The sequence below is a fragment of the Salegentibacter tibetensis genome (genome assembly GCF_020164485.1).
In the GTDB taxonomy this organism is placed as follows: Bacteria; Bacteroidota; Bacteroidia; order Flavobacteriales; family Flavobacteriaceae; genus Salegentibacter; species Salegentibacter tibetensis.
Genome location: NZ_JAIQZA010000009.1, coordinates 1 through 15525, shown reverse-complemented (window position 1 = coordinate 15525; position 15525 = coordinate 1). Strand labels below are relative to the sequence as shown.

Here is a 15525-nt window from a genome sequence, read left to right as displayed (position 1 = left end):
TCCGAAATATAAAATCGTTATAGAGCGAAGATATTTTCGGACTTTTACTTTTTTGTATATTCACAAAAAATATAATTTTGAAAAAACTACTACTCTCTATATTTATTACATTTTTCAGCCTCAGCGCTTTTTCCCAAATTCAAAATGAAGTTCGGCTGTATTACGGATTTACTAACAGCGATTTATTGAGAAGCGAAAACCTTGATGGTGCCGGGAGTGTTGAAATTGAAAACTCTTACGAATTTGGGTTTCGATATTTGCTTGAGGTAACCGATAATCTAGCCCTGGAAACCGGGCTCAATTACTGGCGAGGGGATGTAATGCTTACTTCAGCGCCTATGCCTGAACAAACCACCCGCTCGGAAGAGTTACAAACCACTTCTATTCCTATTTTTGCCAATTATACTTTCTTAGATTATTTCTTTGTAAATGGAGGCCCGGTGATGGATTTTCAAGCTTCAGAAAGTGAATCTATAGATCCCCAGGCCGGTATTGGGGTTGGTTTTGGGTTAGGTGCCCAATATTCATATAATAATTTTAATTTTTATGTAAACCCAAATTTCAGGAGATATGCGGTAATTCCGTTTGAAGAGAAAAATTTCCATCAGAAACTTACCACATTTGGGGTGCAATTGGGGGTTGGTTACAGATTTTAATCAATTTATAGTTTTCTAGAAAACTTGCTCATTTTCGTGTAAAATCGTAAAATTACAGGCGAAAATAAAAATCTGATTAAAATAAATTCAACCGAAAACCTTTTTAGAAGGATTTTCTATATATACTTCAAGCCTGAATGGAAAACCAAAACCCGTCCCAAACTGAACAAATTCCAACGAATAAAGAACTTGGTATTTGGCCTGCATTAATTCCTGTTTTTGCGCTAATTGCCATGCTGGCCTTTAATGTTTTTGTTTTTGGAGATGACTCTTTAAGTGGTTCCAATCAGTTTGTATTATTACTTGGTGGCGCTGTTGCTGCTATTGTAGGGTATTTCCATAATGTGGAGTACGACAAAATGATTGATGAAGTAGCCGGAAACATTCAAAGTACGGCCGGGGCTATTCTCATTTTGTTAATGGTTGGTGCTTTGGCAGGAACCTGGCTTATTTCTGGCATAATCCCCACAATGATCTACTACGGATTACAAATTTTAAATCCTACAATTTTCCTGGCAGCCTGCGTTATTATTTGTGCGGTAATTTCGGTAGCAACCGGAAGTAGCTGGACAACTTCAGCAACTGTGGGTATTGCATTGATAGGAATTGCCGAAGCTTTAGGAATTTCAGTAGGGATGACGGCCGGCGCCATACTTTCAGGAGCTTATTTTGGGGATAAATTATCTCCTTTAAGCGATACCACCAACCTTGCACCCGCTATGGCAGGGACCGACCTTTTTACTCATATTCGGTATATGACGCTTACAACGGTTCCTACAATTACCATAACGCTTATTATTTTCGTGATCATCGGACTTAATTTAGATACTTCAGGGACTACAGATACTTCAGCTATTCTTGCCTCTATAGAAAATTCTTTCAGAATTACGCCCTGGTTGTTCCTGGTGCCAATTATTGTGATCGTCTTAATTATTAAAAAAACGTCTCCCTTAATCGCTTTACTGCTGGGTACGCTCTTAGGAGCAGCTGCAGCTTTGATCTTTCAACCGGGAATTGTAGCGCAAATTGCAGGAACCAGCAATCTCGATTTTATTAGCGGTTACCGTGGCGTGATGCAGGCCATTACAGTGGACACTGCTGTGGAAACCGATAGCGAGAATTTAAATGATCTATTTTCTTCTGGAGGAATGGCCGGAATGTTGGGCACGATCTGGTTAATTATTTGCGCCATGGTTTTTGGTGGAATTATGGAGGCCATTGGTGCTTTAGCTAAAATTAGTAAAGCTTTATTAAATCTGTTTCATACCACTTTTGGCTTGTTTGCCAGTACAGTTTTTAGCTGTTTGGCTTTAAACGCAACCGCTTCAGACCAGTATTTAGCCATTGTGGTTCCCGGAAAAATGTTTGCAAAAGCTTATCGCGACAAGGGTCTCGCGCCCGAAAATTTGAGTCGTACCCTGGAAGATTCGGGAACGGTGACTTCGGTATTAGTTCCCTGGAATACTTGCGGGGCATATCATAGTGGTGTATTAGGTGTTCCTACCCTTAGCTACGCCGGTTATGCTTTCTTCAACTATTTGAGTCCTTTTATGACCTTGCTTTTTGCTGCTTTAGGCATAAAAATCAAAGAATTAAGTCGGTCTTCAAAAGCTCAAACGGCATAAAAATTCAACATTGGCAAGGCATACAATTGTCAAATAAGGGATTTCTATTTGTTTTGGAGTGAGTTATAATCAAAAACTATCATTGCATAGTATTTTAAAATTTCAATAACTTTTATCATCGGGATCTTTCCCTAAATTTGCAAACGAATTACAATTAAAGTTAAACAGATAAAAAAACAGAATTAATATGTCATTAGTAGGAAAAAAATTCCCGAATTTAAGTGTAAATGCAATGGATGAAATGGGTGATACCTTTCAACTAAATATTTTGGAAGAAGCTCAGAAGAACAAGAAAAAAGTACTGTTATTCTGGTACCCAAAAGATTTCACCTTTGTTTGCCCCACAGAATTACACGCTTTCCAAAAAGCAGCAGAAGAATTTGAAAAAAGAAATGTAATGGTTGTTGGAGCTTCTTGCGACACTCCAGAAGTACATTTCGCCTGGTTAAGTACTCCAAAAGATAACGGAGGAATTGAAGGAATTAAATACCCAATTCTTGCAGATTCCAACAGAAACCTAAGCTCCCGTCTTGGAATTTTAGACATTACCGGAGAATCTTATGATGAAGAAACCGGAGATGTTACTTTAGAAGGAGACAACGTAACTTACCGTGCAACTTACCTTATTGATGAAGATGGAAAAATCTTCCACGAAGGGGTAAATGATATGCCACTAGGTAGAAACGTAGCTGAATTCTTAAGACTTGTAGATGCTTACACTCACGTACAGGAAAAAGGTGAGGTTTGTCCTGCAAACTGGGAAGAAGGTAAAGATGCAATGAACGCCGATAGAGACGGAGTTGCTTCTTACCTAAGCTTAAACTAAGAAAAAAGGGAAAGAGATTGTTATGATAAAAGAATTAGAACATGATAATTTAAACGAGATAGTTTCAGAAAACGAAACCGTTGTGGTACAGTATATGGCCGGATGGTGTGGTAACTGCCGATTAATGAAGCCTAAATTCAAAAAATTGGCTTCAGAAAATGAGAACGCTACGTTCTTGTTGGTAGATGCCGAGAAATATCCAGAATCCAGAAAACTGGCTAAGGTAGATAATCTACCAACTTTTGCCACTTTCAAAAACGGAAGTCTCGTTAACCAGGTACAAACTAACAAATTTGAACCTCTAAAAGACCTAGTAAATGAAGTTACCAGTAATTAAACATTTAGCACGCGAGAACGAAGTTCAAAAACTGGAACATACCATAGAAGTACTCGAAAGCTACACTGAACACCGTTCAGTAAAAGACGAGGAAATGGATGTGATAGGCGAATTGATTTCGAACTTATGCGGTGCTGTAGAAGTTAAGCATTCAATTGATGGAGGAACTCCAGAAAAAGATGCCTGCAACAACTTTATGCAAAAAGTAGTTGGTTCTATAGACCGATAGAAATCGCGGTTTGAATATTATCTATAAAGGGCTGTCTTACATTAAGGCAGTCCTTTGTTTTTATGATAATTTTAGTAAATCCCTAAAAGAGATGTTCTAAATTTAGCAATCCAATATAATAGTAACATCCATGTCGCAGATAACATTAAAAGGTGAAAAAATTAACACCTATGGCAGCCTTCCTGAAAAAGGAGAGAGAGCACCACATTTTGCACTCATCAAATCAGATCTTAGTACCGCAACTTTGAACGATTTTAAAGGAAAACGCGTGATCCTTAATATTTTTCCAAGCATAGACACCGGTGTTTGTGCAACTTCAGTAAGAAAATTCAACGAACGTGCTACTGAACTTGATAACACGGTTGTACTTTGTATTTCCCGTGATTTACCATTTGCACAAAAACGTTTCGTAAACGATGAAGGTTTGAAAAACGTCACCAACCTTTCGGATTTTAAAGATAGAAATTTCGGAAAAGATTACGGCCTGGAAATTATGGATGGTGCTTTTGAGGCATTACTTTCCCGGGTAGTTATTGTGTTAGATGAAAACGGAAACGTTGTTCACAGCCAACAAGTCTCTGAGATAGATGACGAACCAGATTATCTTGCCGCACTAAAAACCCTTTTATAATGCAGGAAAGTTTCCTCGTCAAAAGAATTAAAGGAAGCGGCTATGCCATTAAAGGTGCCTGGTTATTATTAAAACACGAGCAGAGCATCCAGGTTCAATTTATCCTTGCCATAATTATGTGTATTGCCGGGTATTTCTTTGAAATCACGAGAACAGAATGGATGTTTCAGTTTTTAGCGATAGGCCTTATAATGACTGCCGAAGGTTTAAATTCAGGGCTGGAAGCGATGGCAGATTTTGTACACCCAGATTTTCATAATAAGATTGGACATATTAAAGATATTGCCGCCGGCGCAGTATTCATTGCAGCATTAACCGCTATTATTATTGGTGCGTTTATTTACTTCCCTTATATTTTTTTAAAATAATATATAGCATAGCTTTCAGAAACTAAGGCTTTTAAATGTTGATTGTTTTTCCGGTTTATTTCTCAAAAAATAAATGCTTAGATTTGAACGTTTAAGCATACGAAAAAGCGCCCGCTAAACTGAAATCAAATTTCTTTATATTAGAAGGGGCTAATTTGTATTTTTGCTCAAAATCCTACTTATCATTTATGGCCAAAAAGAAAACCAGGACTAAAACAAGCACCGGGAAAAAGTCTACAAAATTTTCCTTTAAACTTAACCGGCAACAAAAGGTAGTTTTAGGTAGTTTTTTAATGTTATTCGGCCTGGCTTTAAGCGTTGCGTTTATCTCTTTTTTATTCAACTGGCAGGCAGATCAAAGTACGCTTGGAGAGTTCTCAAACCGTGAAATAGAAACCAAAAACTGGTTGAGTAAATTTGGCGCTTCTGTAAGCGACTTTTTTATGTATAAAGGTTTTGGCCTTGCCGCTTTTATCTTTTCAATTTTAGTAAGCTATAGCGGATTTCACCTTTTTCTTGGCGTAAAATCTACCAAACTCAGGGAATCCTGGTTTTGGGGAATTTTAATGATGCTTTGGCTGGCTATTTTCTTCGGATTTTTTGCTGCTGAAAATCCTCTTTTAGGCGGAAGAATTGGCTATGAAATGAACGATTTTCTTCATGACTATTTAGGTTTCTTCGGAACAATATTATTGATGTTTTTCCTGTTTATTGCCTATTTAACCTTAAGACTAAAGCTAACCCCCGAATTAATTGGAGGTTTTCTAAAGTCTAAAAAAGACAGCCTCAATAAAGAATTTCAATCAAATAAGGAAGAATTTTCAGCTACAGAGGAAGAAACCGAATGGAAAGAAAAATCAATCCCAAAAACTGAAAAACCCGCGGAAAAATCTTCAGCAGAAATAAAACTGGATACCACCCCTCCAAAGGAAGAATCCCCCGCCCCTGCTCCAAAACCAAAACCGGCTGAGCCCGAAGAGGTAGAAATGGAAGTAGAAACTGCGCAAGAAGAAGAGCTGGATGAAAATAAGATCAGCAATAAGATCGTTAAGGATTTTGGTGAATTTGACCCTACTTTAGAACTAAGCAACTATAAATTCCCAACCCTGGAGTTGCTTCAGGAATATGGCGGCGGCATTACGGTAGACCAGGAAGAACTCGAAGGGCATAAAAACCGTATTGTAGATACGCTAAAAAACTATAAAATTGAGATCGCGCAAATAAAGGCTACGGTTGGCCCAACGGTAACGCTATACGAAATTGTACCAGAAGCCGGGATAAGGATTTCTAAAATCAAAAATCTGGAAGACGATATTGCGCTCTCCCTTTCTGCTTTGGGAATTCGTATCATCGCGCCAATTCCGGGGAAAGGAACGATCGGTATTGAGGTCCCCAATAAAAATGCGACAATTGTTTCTATGCGTTCGGTAATTGCTTCACCAAAATTCCAGAATGCAGAAATGGAATTACCAATGGCGCTTGGGAAAACCATTTCTAACGAAACTTTTGTGGTAGACCTGGCAAAAATGCCTCATATGCTAATGGCCGGAGCAACAGGACAGGGTAAATCGGTTGGGTTAAATGCTATTTTAACCTCGCTACTTTACAGCAAGCATCCTGCAGAAGTAAAATTTGTGTTGGTAGATCCTAAAAAAGTAGAACTCACGCTTTTCAACAAAATTGAAAGACATTACCTCGCCAAACTTCCGGATTCCGGCGATGCGATTATCACAGATAATACCAAAGTAATAAACACATTAAATTCTCTATGTATTGAAATGGATGATCGTTATGAACTGCTTAAAAACGCAATGGTTCGTAACATCAAAGAATACAACGTTAAGTTTAAAGCAAGAAAATTAAATCCTGAAGACGGCCACAAGTTCCTTCCATACATCGTATTGGTAGTAGATGAATTTGCCGATTTAATAATGACCGCGGGGAAAGAAGTTGAAACACCAATTGCCCGTTTGGCTCAGCTGGCCCGTGCGATTGGAATTCATTTAATAATCGCTACACAAAGACCTTCGGTAAACGTAATTACCGGAATTATAAAAGCCAACTTCCCCGCCAGGATTGCTTTTAGGGTGACTTCAAAAATAGATTCCAGGACCATTTTAGATGGCCAGGGAGCCGATCAGCTTATTGGGCGTGGTGATATGCTTTTCACCCAGGGGAATGAATTAAGGCGTTTACAATGTGCTTTTGTAGATACTCCGGAAGTTGATAAAATAACCGAATTCATTGGCTCGCAAAAGGCTTACCCGGAGGCGCACCAACTTCCTGCTTATGAAGCAGATGAGAGTGGCACAGGTGTTGATATAGATGTAAGCGAAAGAGACAAACTCTTTAGGGAAGCTGCCGAAGTGATCGTTACTGCTCAACAAGGCTCGGCTTCTTTGCTGCAACGTAAACTAAAATTAGGTTACAATCGCGCCGGCAGGATTATAGATCAATTAGAAGCTGCCGGAATAGTTGGACCTTTTGAAGGCAGTAAAGCACGACAGGTTTTAGTAACCGATCTTGCAGCCTTAGATCAATTATTAAATGAAGAATAACACCTAATGACTAAGATGAAAAATTTAATTTTTATTACGCTCGCTATTTTCACCATAAGTTTGCAAGCGCAGAATTCCACAAAAGCAGAGAGCCTTCTAAACGAAGTATCTTCTAAGGTTAAAGGCTATGACAATATGGTGATAGATTTTAAATACACCTTACAAAACAATGCGGCCAACGTAAACCAGGAAACCCGTGGTGATGTAAGCATTAAGGGTGAAAAATATGTACTGAATCTCATGGGGACAACCCAAATGTTTGATGGAGAGAAAATTTATACCATAATTCCGGAAGATGAAGAGATTAATATTTCTACTTATATTGAAGAGGAAGATAATAATATCACTCCATCTAAAATGTTTACTTTTTATGAAGAAGGATATAATTACGAAATGGATGTTGCTCAGAATTTAAATGGACGCAAAATTCAGTATGTAAAATTAACCCCAAAAGACAGCAATGCCGAGGTTAAGAATATACTATTGGGTATAGATAGCCAAACCAAACATATTTATAACCTTATCCAAACCCAGGATAACGATACGAAAATTACTATTACCGTAAAAAGCTTTAAAACTGACCAGGAGCTGGCACAAAACCTTTTTATTTTTGAAGAAGCCCGTTACGAAGATTTTTATATCAACAGATTAGACTAAATTGAAAATATTAGACCGGTACATACTCACCAGTTACCTAAAAACGTTTTTTACAGTTTTTATCATTCTTATGTTCATCTTTGTACTCCAAACCATTTGGTTGTACATTGGTGAACTGGCAGGAAAAGATTTGGATACCGAAATAATTTTCAAATTCCTCCTCTATTTTTCTCCCAAACTGGTGCCACTGGTTTTACCGCTTACCATTTTACTTACTTCCATAATGACTTTTGGTAATTTTGCCGAAAATTATGAGTTTGCAGCAATGAAATCTTCCGGGATTTCACTACAAAGAGCTATGCGCAGCTTAACTTTCTTCATCTTATTAGTTAGCGTTACCGCATTCTTTTTTGCTAATAATGTAATTCCTGCCGCTGAATATAAATCGATAAATCTTCGGAAAAATATTGCGAAATTAAAACCTGCGATGGCTATTACCGAAGGCGTTTTTAACGATTTGGGAACCATAAATATTAAAGTTGAAGACAAAAGTGGGGATAACGGCCAATATCTAACCGATGTTATAATCCATAAAAAAACAGCCCGTAGCGGAAACTTTACCGTAATGAAGGCCAAAGAAGGCGAATTAATGGGTAGTACAGATTCAGATGTACTTTCCCTCATTCTAAAAGACGGTAATTATTACGACGAAATTCAACCATCAGATTATTCTAAAAGAAGAAATAAACCCTTTGCCAAGAGTTATTTCGAGGAATATACCATAAACCTCGATCTTTCAGATTTCAACAATGTAGATCTGGAAGATGAAAGTTACAGTAACACTCAGGGAATGCTTAATATTTCTGAACTCCGTCAGAGTATAGATTCATTTTCTACCTCCCATAATGAAAAGAAAAGAGCCTTAACCGAAAATATGTACCAACGTACAGATTTTGACAAAATAGAGGTGAATTTAAATCCTGCAGATTCTATAAAGGAAATTAAAAATACCATCCTGGAAGAATATGACACCTACCAGGCCATCCAGATAGTGAGTCTATCATTAGGTTCTGTAAACGGTGCACTTTCACATCTTAATATTAAAAGATCTGAGTTAAAAAACTCTACCAAGCAACTCAATAAATTTGAGATAGCCTTACACGAAAAATATGTTCTCGCTGCAGCCTGTATTGTCTTATTCTTTGTAGGCGCACCCTTAGGCGCTATTATTAGAAAAGGAGGAATGGGTTTACCTATGGTAGTTGCGATCCTACTGTTTCTAACCTATCACTTTATCGGCATATTTGCTAAAAACAGTGCAGAAGACGGCAGTATCAGCCCCTTTATGGCTACCTGGCTTTCCACACTTATCATGCTCCCATTAGGAATTTATCTTACTTACAGGGCTACTACAGACCAGGGTCTTTTTGCTTTTGATAATATTACCGAACCTATACGGAAAGGGCTTAAAAAAGCTGGTATTATTAAGCCGAAAAGAAAAATAGATTAAATATCTTTGCAGCCCAAAATAACACACAACATGGCTCAGGAAACCACTATCAAAAATACCCTTAAACTTCACAGCATTCAGGAAGCGATAGATGACATTCGTGAAGGAAAGGTAATTATCGTGGTAGATGATGAAGACAGAGAAAATGAAGGAGATTTTGTTGCAGCCGCAGAAAAGGTGACTCCGGAAATGATCAACTTTATGGCTACTCACGGCCGCGGACTCATTTGCGCACCAATAACCGAAGAACGTTGTAAAAATCTGAAACTGGAGATGATGGTAAGCAACAATACCGATCCTATGGAAACCGGTTTTACCATCTCTGTAGATTTGCGAGGTAAAGGTGTTACTACGGGAATTTCAGCTTCAGACAGAGCCAAAACAATTCAGTCGCTTATAGATCATGAAACCAAACCCATAGATCTTAACCGTCCCGGACATATTTTTCCGCTTAAAGCCAAAGAAGGTGGCGTATTAAGAAGAACGGGGCATACCGAAGCTGCTATAGATTTTGCAAGGCTTGCCGGTTTCGAGCCAGCAGGAGTTATCGTGGAAATCATGAACGAAGATGGAACTATGGCGAGGCTTCCGCAACTAATGGAAGTTGCACAAAAATTTGATCTTAAAATAGTTTCTATAGAAGCTCTCGTGGCTTATAGAATGCAGCACGATTCTTTGATCGAGAAAAAAGAAGATTTTGATCTTGAAACTCGATTCGGAAAATTTAGATTAAGAGCTTACCGCCAAACTACAAATAATCAGGTTCATCTGGCACTTACTAAAGGAAGCTGGAAAAGCGAGGAAGAAATTTTGGTTCGTGTAAACTCTACTTTGGTTAATAATGACATTCTTGGAACGCTTACCAATGATGCCGACAAGAAACTGGACAATATGTTCAGGGCCATTAACGATGAAGGTCGTGGTGCTATTGTTTTTATTAATCCTGCCAGACAATCTTTAAATCTATTGCCACGACTGGCTGAGCTAAAAGAACGCCAGAAAAAAGGCGAAGTTAAAGCTCCGCCAATTAATATGGATAATAAAGATTTTGGAATTGGTGCCCAGATTCTACACGACCTGGAAATTCATAAAATCAAATTACTTTCTAACACCCAACAAACAAAACGTGTTGGAATGATTGGCTACGGACTGGAAATTACCCGCTACGTAAATTATTAATTCACTTCAATAATTACATCATCCAGGGGTCTTCGCACCTTTTTAAATTCAGAAAACATATCGTCTTCTGCGCGATAACCTACCGGCAAAGCCAGTACCGACTTTAAATTATGAGCATCTAAATTCAGCAGTTCATCGTATTTGTTGGGCTCAAAACCTTCCATAGGGCAGGCATCTATTTCTTCGGTAGCACAAACAGTTAAAAGTGTTCCTAAAGTTAAGTAAGCCTGATTTAGGGCCCAGGCATGAACTTCCTCTTCTGCTTTAGATTCAAAACTATCTACCAAAGACTTTTTAAAAGGATCTAGAATTTCATCTGGAGTTTCCCGTATATGTTTTACCCTTTTAAAATACTGTTCAATAAAATGTTTATCAACTTTCTTTTCAATGCAAATCACTAAAACATGGGAAGCAGTATTTAACTGCTGCTGCTCCCAGGAAGCAGTTTTTAACTGCTCTTGAAGCTGTTTATTACGCACAACAACCATTTTTAAAGGTTGCAAACCGTAGGATGTGGCGGTAAGGTTAAAAGCTTCCTTAAGAATATTTATTTTCTCTGAAGAAAGTATTTTATTGGGGTCGAACTTTTTAGTGGCATAACGCCATTGTAAAGCTTTAATATTGCTCATTTTTTCAATTCTTCTTTAAGACCATCAAAGGTAAACAATCAGGTTTAATGCTTAAAGCATCCCCCATAAATTATACATATAGGTAAACTATTATTCTTTATCTTCGTGATATAATTGGCGTAGCCTATGATGAAGCTTCTTAAAAAACTAATCTTTGCTTTTGCACTTTTCGTTATCTTAAGCATCCTCATCATATTTGGGTTAGAAGCTTATATCCAAAAAGAAACCTCTCATCTTATTTATTCTGAAATCACAGAAGTTCCTTCTGCTCAAACAGGTATAATTCTGGGAGCGAGCGTACATGCAGATGGGAAATTATCGCCTATTCTCGAGGATCGGGTAGAGACTGCCTATCAGCTTTACAAACAAAACAAAATTGAAAATTTCCTGATAAGTGGGGATCACAGAACAGATGATTACGACGAAGTTAATGCCATAAAAAATCACCTGCTAAAGAAAGATGTACCTCTCGATGATATGATATTAGACCACTCTGGTTTTGATACTTACGATAGTATGTTTCGCGCTAAAGCCGTTTTTGAAATTGAAGACGCAATTGTGATCACGCAAAAATTCCATTTACCCAGAAGTCTTTATATTGCCAGAAATCTGGACGCCAAATACAAGGGTTTTGAAGCTGCACCTGTAGCCTATACCTCTTCTGAAACAATTAAACGCCGGGAACAACTGGCTAATTTTAAAGCCATTTGGGAAATTCTCACTAAACAGCAACCAACTACAATGGAAAACTGAATTCATCAAATCTTTAAACAAAATTCTTTATCTTTAGGTATACTAACCTAAAAACCAAGAATATGCTTCAGTGGGTAGTGCATATTGTTATTGATGCCCTGGTATTGCTTGCCGCGGCCAACATAATGCCAAAAGTAGAACTTAAAGGTTTCAAAACAGCTATTATCGTAGCACTTATTATTGGAGTGCTTAGTTTCCTATTAAGTTGGGTTCTCACCCTATTACTAAATGTTGCAACCTTCGGAATTTTTTATTTCCTGGGATTAGGATTTATTACCCGGGTGATAGCCTACGCCATTATTATTGAAATAGCCGACCAGTTTAGCGATGATTTTAAAACGGAAGGCTTTCTTCCCTCCCTATGGCTGGCCGTATTTATAGCGATTGTAGGTGGAATTGTAGATGCTATACTTTTTTAGATAAACAAACTTTAAAAACAATAAGGTTTCTAATAAGATATTTGCCAGGGAAGCCATAAACGAAATATTATAGACATTTGAGCAGCGGCAATGGTTGAAGAATTCAATCCTTAAACTAAGTAATTTGGAAAACGCAAGTGATTTGTACAATAATATAGTTCAATATCTTAGATTGAATTATCTTAATCTTGGGCTAACCTTCTTATTTTTAGTTGCCGGGTTTTTTATAGCCAATTTTATTAAGCGTAGAATAAGGTTACGCTTAATAAAAAGATCACCCAACCATATCACTGCTACTTTTATATCACAAATTACAGGTTTCACCCTAAAATCAATTATAGTATTAATAACACTCTATTTATTGGGACTTGATGCTTTTACCAATAAAGTGTTAGCAGGTGCAGGTCTCTTAACTTTTGTTATTGGGTTTGCTTTAAAAGACATTGGAGAAAATTTTCTGGCAGGAATTATTCTCGCTTTTAAAAGCCCTTTTAGATTAGATGATTTAATTGAAATAAATAATATTGAAGGTTTTGTAAAGGATATCAATATTCGCGAAACACTCATTAAAACGCCAGATGGAAAAGATGTTTTTCTACCTAATTCCATAATCCTTAAAAACCCCTTGTTTAATTATACTATTGATGGCTTTTTACGTTACGAATTTACCGTTGGGATTGCTTATGAGAATAATCCCACAGATGCTATAAAGATTATACTTGAAACTGTAAATAATGTGGAAGGAGTTTTAAAAGGGGATAAAAAGCCTTCTATTAGCATAAGGGAGCTGGCTACAAATACCATAAACATTAATGTGCAGTTTTGGGTTGATACTTTTAAGACTTCCAGGCGATCTGTCCACCATAGCATCCGGTCGCAGATTATGAACAATGTTATTGCAGCATTAATTGCAAAGGGTTTTAGTTTACCAGCTTCTATAGTTGAATTAAAAAACTATGACCCACCAAATACCCTAAACCTTAAAATAAACGAAAACGAATAGTTTAATTGAGACAATTCAGTATAATAATTTAATTAGAAAACATGAAATCTATTAAAATACTATCGATCACTATAATCCTGGCGGTGATGACTTCCTGTTCTGAAACAATAAAGTTTCCGGTATCTAAAATTGTACCTGCCGCAGATATTTCTGCAGAAGTGAAAGAACAGGGCGACCCCAATTATTTGGTTACAATAGAAGCAAACAATCTTGCATCCCCCGAAAGGCTGGAACCACCCAAAAAGCTTTATGTTATTTGGGCTGTTTCAGAATCGGGGGTGGTTAGGAATGTAGGGCACTTTAACCAGGAGAATGCCGAAAAATCAACCTACAAGGCTTCGTTCCCATACAAACCAATAGAGGTATTTATTACCGCAGAAAACGAAGAAGGAAATTGCCTGCCAACAGGTACAGAAATTACCAGGGCAACGCTAATAAAAGACTAAAAAACAAGGACAAAAGTTTTTTGAGCAGGAGCCATTGAATAAACAGAGAATCAATCGCCTGCTTAAATTAATATAAAAAGAACCTTTCACATAAGGCGCGAAACCTTAAAATACTGAAAACCATTCAGGTTCTAAGTTTCGGTTTTTTATTTCTTCGGCCAAATCAATCCATAAATCCGCTAAAGGGAAGTGCAGCCACAAAAAAACGATAATCTTTCTGGTTATCCCAAAATACTGCCCTATAAGTCATTCCATGCAATCTCATCCTAGCACTTTTGCTGGAGTAGTCGTGGCCTTTTTTATAATTCCCCGGTTTCAGGGTGAAAATAGAAATTGGACTGATCAAACACATAGATCATAAAAATTTATACAGCTAAAAGCACATTTGATGCTTTCTTAACTTCTCCCGGTTTCTATTCTTTTATATTTGCCGCTTAAATTTGCGCTATGATAAAATTGATCGTTACCGATATGGATGGAACTTTGTTGAACGACCAACACGAGATCCACCCCGATTTCTGGGAAATAGAAGAATTACTAAACAACAAGGGGGTAATGTTCTCTGTTGCCAGTGGCCGTCAGTTTTATAACCTGGAAAGCAAATTTGACAAAATTAAAGACAGGATGCTGTTTTTTGCTGAAAATGGCACTCACGTAGTTCATAAAGGAAAAGATCTTTACGTAAATCCATTAGACAAGACAGCTGCATTAGATTTTGTAAGGAAAGGCCGGGAACTTCCCGAAACTCATTTGGTGCTCTGCGGAAAGAATTCGGCATATATAGAGAGTAAAGACGATAGTTTCTTCAACGAGATCAATAAGTTCTACAAACGGATAGAAAAAGTAGAGGATCTTACTGAGGTAGACGATACTATTTTAAAAGTCACTTTTTGCAACTTTAATGGTGTTGAAGAGCATACTTACCCGCATTTTAAAGAATTTGCTTCTGATTACAAAGTAGCCATTGCGGCCAATGTTTTTATAGATATTACATCAATAACCGCAAATAAAGGAAATGCCATTAGCGGAATCCAGAAAGAGTTAAATATCTCCCCGGAGGAAACCCTGGTTTTTGGAGATTACCTCAACGACCTGGAGATGATGCAGAACGCGAAATACAGCTACGCGATGAAAAACGCGCATCCTGAAATTATTAACGCAAGTAAATTTATAACCACTTTTAGCAATAATGAGAACGGAGTTCTAAAAACCATCGAAGAACTCGGCCTGCTTAAAGAAGAATATGCTATAAAAAGCTAAACTGTACTGTCATTGACTTCAATCCAGTAACCATCGGGATCCTGAAAATATATTTGCCTGATCCCGTCGGGACGATTGGTTATAGTATTTTTTTCTCCCTTCCAGTTTTCAAAAGGAATATTTTTGGTTCTCAGAAATCCCATAAATTCTGATAAATCATCGGTATTAAAAGCCGAGTGCACGCCCTTATTCTTTTCTACCACTTCTTCACTTTCAACCAGATGCAACTGCACCTTATTGTTTAGCTGAAACCATTTTATATGGTCTCCAAGTCCGCCATTCGAGATTTGCTCCAGCCCCAGGACATTTCCGTAGAAATTCACCGAAGTCTTTAAATCCTTCACCCTAATCGTATCGTGATCTTTTCTGAACTAAACCACTCTGCACTCAAAGTGCAGAGGTTTTTTTACTAGGGACTGAAAGTCCCCAAGCTATTCCAATATGAAATTGGAGTTATCACTCGAATCTCGACGATGGTGCTCCAAATATTCATTAACCA

The 15525-nt window shown here is 37.6% G+C and carries 18 protein-coding genes; 16 read left to right on the top strand and 2 right to left on the bottom strand.

From position 1 onward, the window contains the following. The first annotated feature begins 77 nt into the window (after positions 1-77). The 11 genes from LB467_RS06370 to ribB all read left to right on the top strand — a co-directional run bounded on the left by LB467_RS06370 (position 78) and on the right by ribB (position 10516). Complete coding sequence (locus LB467_RS06370; protein ID WP_224473196.1) at positions 78-656, top strand: porin family protein; 579 nt, start codon at positions 78-80, stop codon at positions 654-656. Between the two features lie 137 nt (positions 657-793). After that, on the top strand, positions 794-2281 hold the full coding sequence (nhaC, locus tag LB467_RS06365) for a Na+/H+ antiporter NhaC (protein ID WP_224473195.1): 1488 nt from the start codon (positions 794-796) through the stop codon (positions 2279-2281). 187 nt (positions 2282-2468) lie between these two features. Beyond that, positions 2469-3107 carry a peroxiredoxin gene (locus LB467_RS06360; protein ID WP_224473194.1) on the top strand — a complete coding sequence of 213 codons (639 nt, stop codon included), beginning with the start codon at positions 2469-2471 and terminating at the stop codon, positions 3105-3107. Between the two features lie 22 nt (positions 3108-3129). Beyond that, positions 3130-3444, top strand: a complete 315-nt coding sequence (locus LB467_RS06355; RefSeq protein WP_224473193.1) for a thioredoxin family protein — start codon at positions 3130-3132, stop codon at positions 3442-3444. Then, positions 3425-3673: a DUF6952 family protein gene (locus tag LB467_RS06350; protein ID WP_079713624.1), complete on the top strand. Its 249-nt coding sequence runs from the start codon at positions 3425-3427 to the stop codon at positions 3671-3673. The genes LB467_RS06355 and LB467_RS06350 overlap by 20 nt, the downstream gene beginning before the upstream one ends. 130 nt (positions 3674-3803) lie before the next feature. Beyond that, entirely contained in the window at positions 3804-4304 is a 501-nt protein-coding gene (gene tpx / locus LB467_RS06345; RefSeq protein WP_224473192.1) for a thiol peroxidase, read from the top strand. Next, positions 4304-4672 (top strand): diacylglycerol kinase, encoded by a 369-nt coding sequence (locus tag LB467_RS06340; protein WP_224473191.1) that lies wholly within the window; start codon positions 4304-4306, stop codon positions 4670-4672. Before tpx ends, LB467_RS06340 begins: the two co-directional genes overlap by 1 nt. Before the next feature lie 188 nt (positions 4673-4860). Beyond that, positions 4861-7230 carry a DNA translocase FtsK gene (locus LB467_RS06335; protein ID WP_224473190.1) on the top strand — a complete coding sequence of 790 codons (2370 nt, stop codon included), beginning with the start codon at positions 4861-4863 and terminating at the stop codon, positions 7228-7230. Positions 7231-7245: 15 nt separating this feature from the next. Next, the gene (locus tag LB467_RS06330) at positions 7246-7887 is read left to right on the top strand and encodes a LolA family protein (protein ID WP_224473189.1); all 642 of its coding nucleotides are present in this window, start codon (positions 7246-7248) and stop codon (positions 7885-7887) included. Between the two features lie 70 nt (positions 7888-7957). After that, positions 7958-9337: an LptF/LptG family permease gene (locus LB467_RS06325; protein ID WP_237690405.1), complete on the top strand. Its 1380-nt coding sequence runs from the start codon at positions 7958-7960 to the stop codon at positions 9335-9337. 30 nt (positions 9338-9367) lie between these two features. Continuing rightward, complete coding sequence (gene ribB / locus LB467_RS06320) at positions 9368-10516, top strand: 3,4-dihydroxy-2-butanone-4-phosphate synthase (RefSeq protein ID WP_224473187.1); 1149 nt, start codon at positions 9368-9370, stop codon at positions 10514-10516. On the opposite strand, the gene LB467_RS06315 is transcribed toward ribB, so the two are convergent. Then, positions 10513-11145, bottom strand: a complete 633-nt coding sequence (locus LB467_RS06315; RefSeq protein ID WP_224473186.1) for an NAD(P)H-dependent oxidoreductase — start codon at positions 11143-11145, stop codon at positions 10513-10515. The two genes, ribB and LB467_RS06315, sit on opposite strands and share 4 nt — an antisense overlap. 126 nt (positions 11146-11271) lie before the next feature. Here LB467_RS06315 and LB467_RS06310 point away from each other — a divergent pair, with 126 nt between their 5' ends. The 5 genes from LB467_RS06310 (at position 11272) to LB467_RS06290 (ending at position 15026) form a co-directional block, all read left to right on the top strand. Beyond that, complete coding sequence (locus LB467_RS06310; RefSeq protein WP_224473185.1) at positions 11272-11898, top strand: SanA/YdcF family protein; 627 nt, start codon at positions 11272-11274, stop codon at positions 11896-11898. Positions 11899-11960: 62 nt separating this feature from the next. Beyond that, positions 11961-12317 (top strand): phage holin family protein, encoded by a 357-nt coding sequence (locus tag LB467_RS06305; RefSeq protein ID WP_224473184.1) that lies wholly within the window; start codon positions 11961-11963, stop codon positions 12315-12317. 124 nt (positions 12318-12441) lie between these two features. Further along, the gene (locus tag LB467_RS06300) at positions 12442-13320 is read left to right on the top strand and encodes a mechanosensitive ion channel family protein (RefSeq protein ID WP_224473183.1); all 879 of its coding nucleotides are present in this window, start codon (positions 12442-12444) and stop codon (positions 13318-13320) included. Positions 13321-13361: 41 nt separating this feature from the next. Further along, positions 13362-13766: a hypothetical protein gene (locus LB467_RS06295; RefSeq protein WP_224473182.1), complete on the top strand. Its 405-nt coding sequence runs from the start codon at positions 13362-13364 to the stop codon at positions 13764-13766. 447 nt (positions 13767-14213) lie between these two features. Next, on the top strand, positions 14214-15026 hold the full coding sequence (locus LB467_RS06290; RefSeq protein WP_224473181.1) for an HAD family hydrolase: 813 nt from the start codon (positions 14214-14216) through the stop codon (positions 15024-15026). On the opposite strand, the gene LB467_RS06285 is transcribed toward LB467_RS06290, so the two are convergent. Next, positions 15023-15376, bottom strand: coding sequence for a VOC family protein (locus LB467_RS06285; protein WP_224473285.1), 354 nt, complete (start codon positions 15374-15376; stop codon positions 15023-15025). The two genes, LB467_RS06290 and LB467_RS06285, sit on opposite strands and share 4 nt — an antisense overlap. Between the last annotated feature and the right edge of the window lie 149 nt (positions 15377-15525).

What these genes read in the sequence shown, in the direction of transcription:
- ribB (WP_224473187.1), top strand. Translation starts at nt 9,368, where the DNA reads ATGGCTCAGGAAACCACTATCAAAAATACCCTTAAACTTCACAGCATT.
- LB467_RS06335 (WP_224473190.1), top strand. Translation starts at nt 4,861, where the DNA reads ATGGCCAAAAAGAAAACCAGGACTAAAACAAGCACCGGGAAAAAGTCT.
- nhaC (WP_224473195.1), top strand. Translation starts at nt 794, where the DNA reads ATGGAAAACCAAAACCCGTCCCAAACTGAACAAATTCCAACGAATAAA.
- LB467_RS06325 (WP_237690405.1), top strand. Translation starts at nt 7,958, where the DNA reads ATGTTCATCTTTGTACTCCAAACCATTTGGTTGTACATTGGTGAACTG.
- LB467_RS06310 (WP_224473185.1), top strand. Translation starts at nt 11,272, where the DNA reads ATGATGAAGCTTCTTAAAAAACTAATCTTTGCTTTTGCACTTTTCGTT.
- LB467_RS06290 (WP_224473181.1), top strand. Translation starts at nt 14,214, where the DNA reads ATGATAAAATTGATCGTTACCGATATGGATGGAACTTTGTTGAACGAC.
- LB467_RS06355 (WP_224473193.1), top strand. Translation starts at nt 3,130, where the DNA reads ATGATAAAAGAATTAGAACATGATAATTTAAACGAGATAGTTTCAGAA.
- LB467_RS06360 (WP_224473194.1), top strand. Translation starts at nt 2,469, where the DNA reads ATGTCATTAGTAGGAAAAAAATTCCCGAATTTAAGTGTAAATGCAATG.
- LB467_RS06340 (WP_224473191.1), top strand. Translation starts at nt 4,304, where the DNA reads ATGCAGGAAAGTTTCCTCGTCAAAAGAATTAAAGGAAGCGGCTATGCC.
- LB467_RS06315 (WP_224473186.1), bottom strand. Translation starts at nt 11,145, where the DNA reads ATGAGCAATATTAAAGCTTTACAATGGCGTTATGCCACTAAAAAGTTC.
- tpx (WP_224473192.1), top strand. Translation starts at nt 3,804, where the DNA reads ATGTCGCAGATAACATTAAAAGGTGAAAAAATTAACACCTATGGCAGC.
- LB467_RS06295 (WP_224473182.1), top strand. Translation starts at nt 13,362, where the DNA reads ATGAAATCTATTAAAATACTATCGATCACTATAATCCTGGCGGTGATG.
- LB467_RS06350 (WP_079713624.1), top strand. Translation starts at nt 3,425, where the DNA reads ATGAAGTTACCAGTAATTAAACATTTAGCACGCGAGAACGAAGTTCAA.
- LB467_RS06305 (WP_224473184.1), top strand. Translation starts at nt 11,961, where the DNA reads ATGCTTCAGTGGGTAGTGCATATTGTTATTGATGCCCTGGTATTGCTT.
- LB467_RS06330 (WP_224473189.1), top strand. Translation starts at nt 7,246, where the DNA reads ATGAAAAATTTAATTTTTATTACGCTCGCTATTTTCACCATAAGTTTG.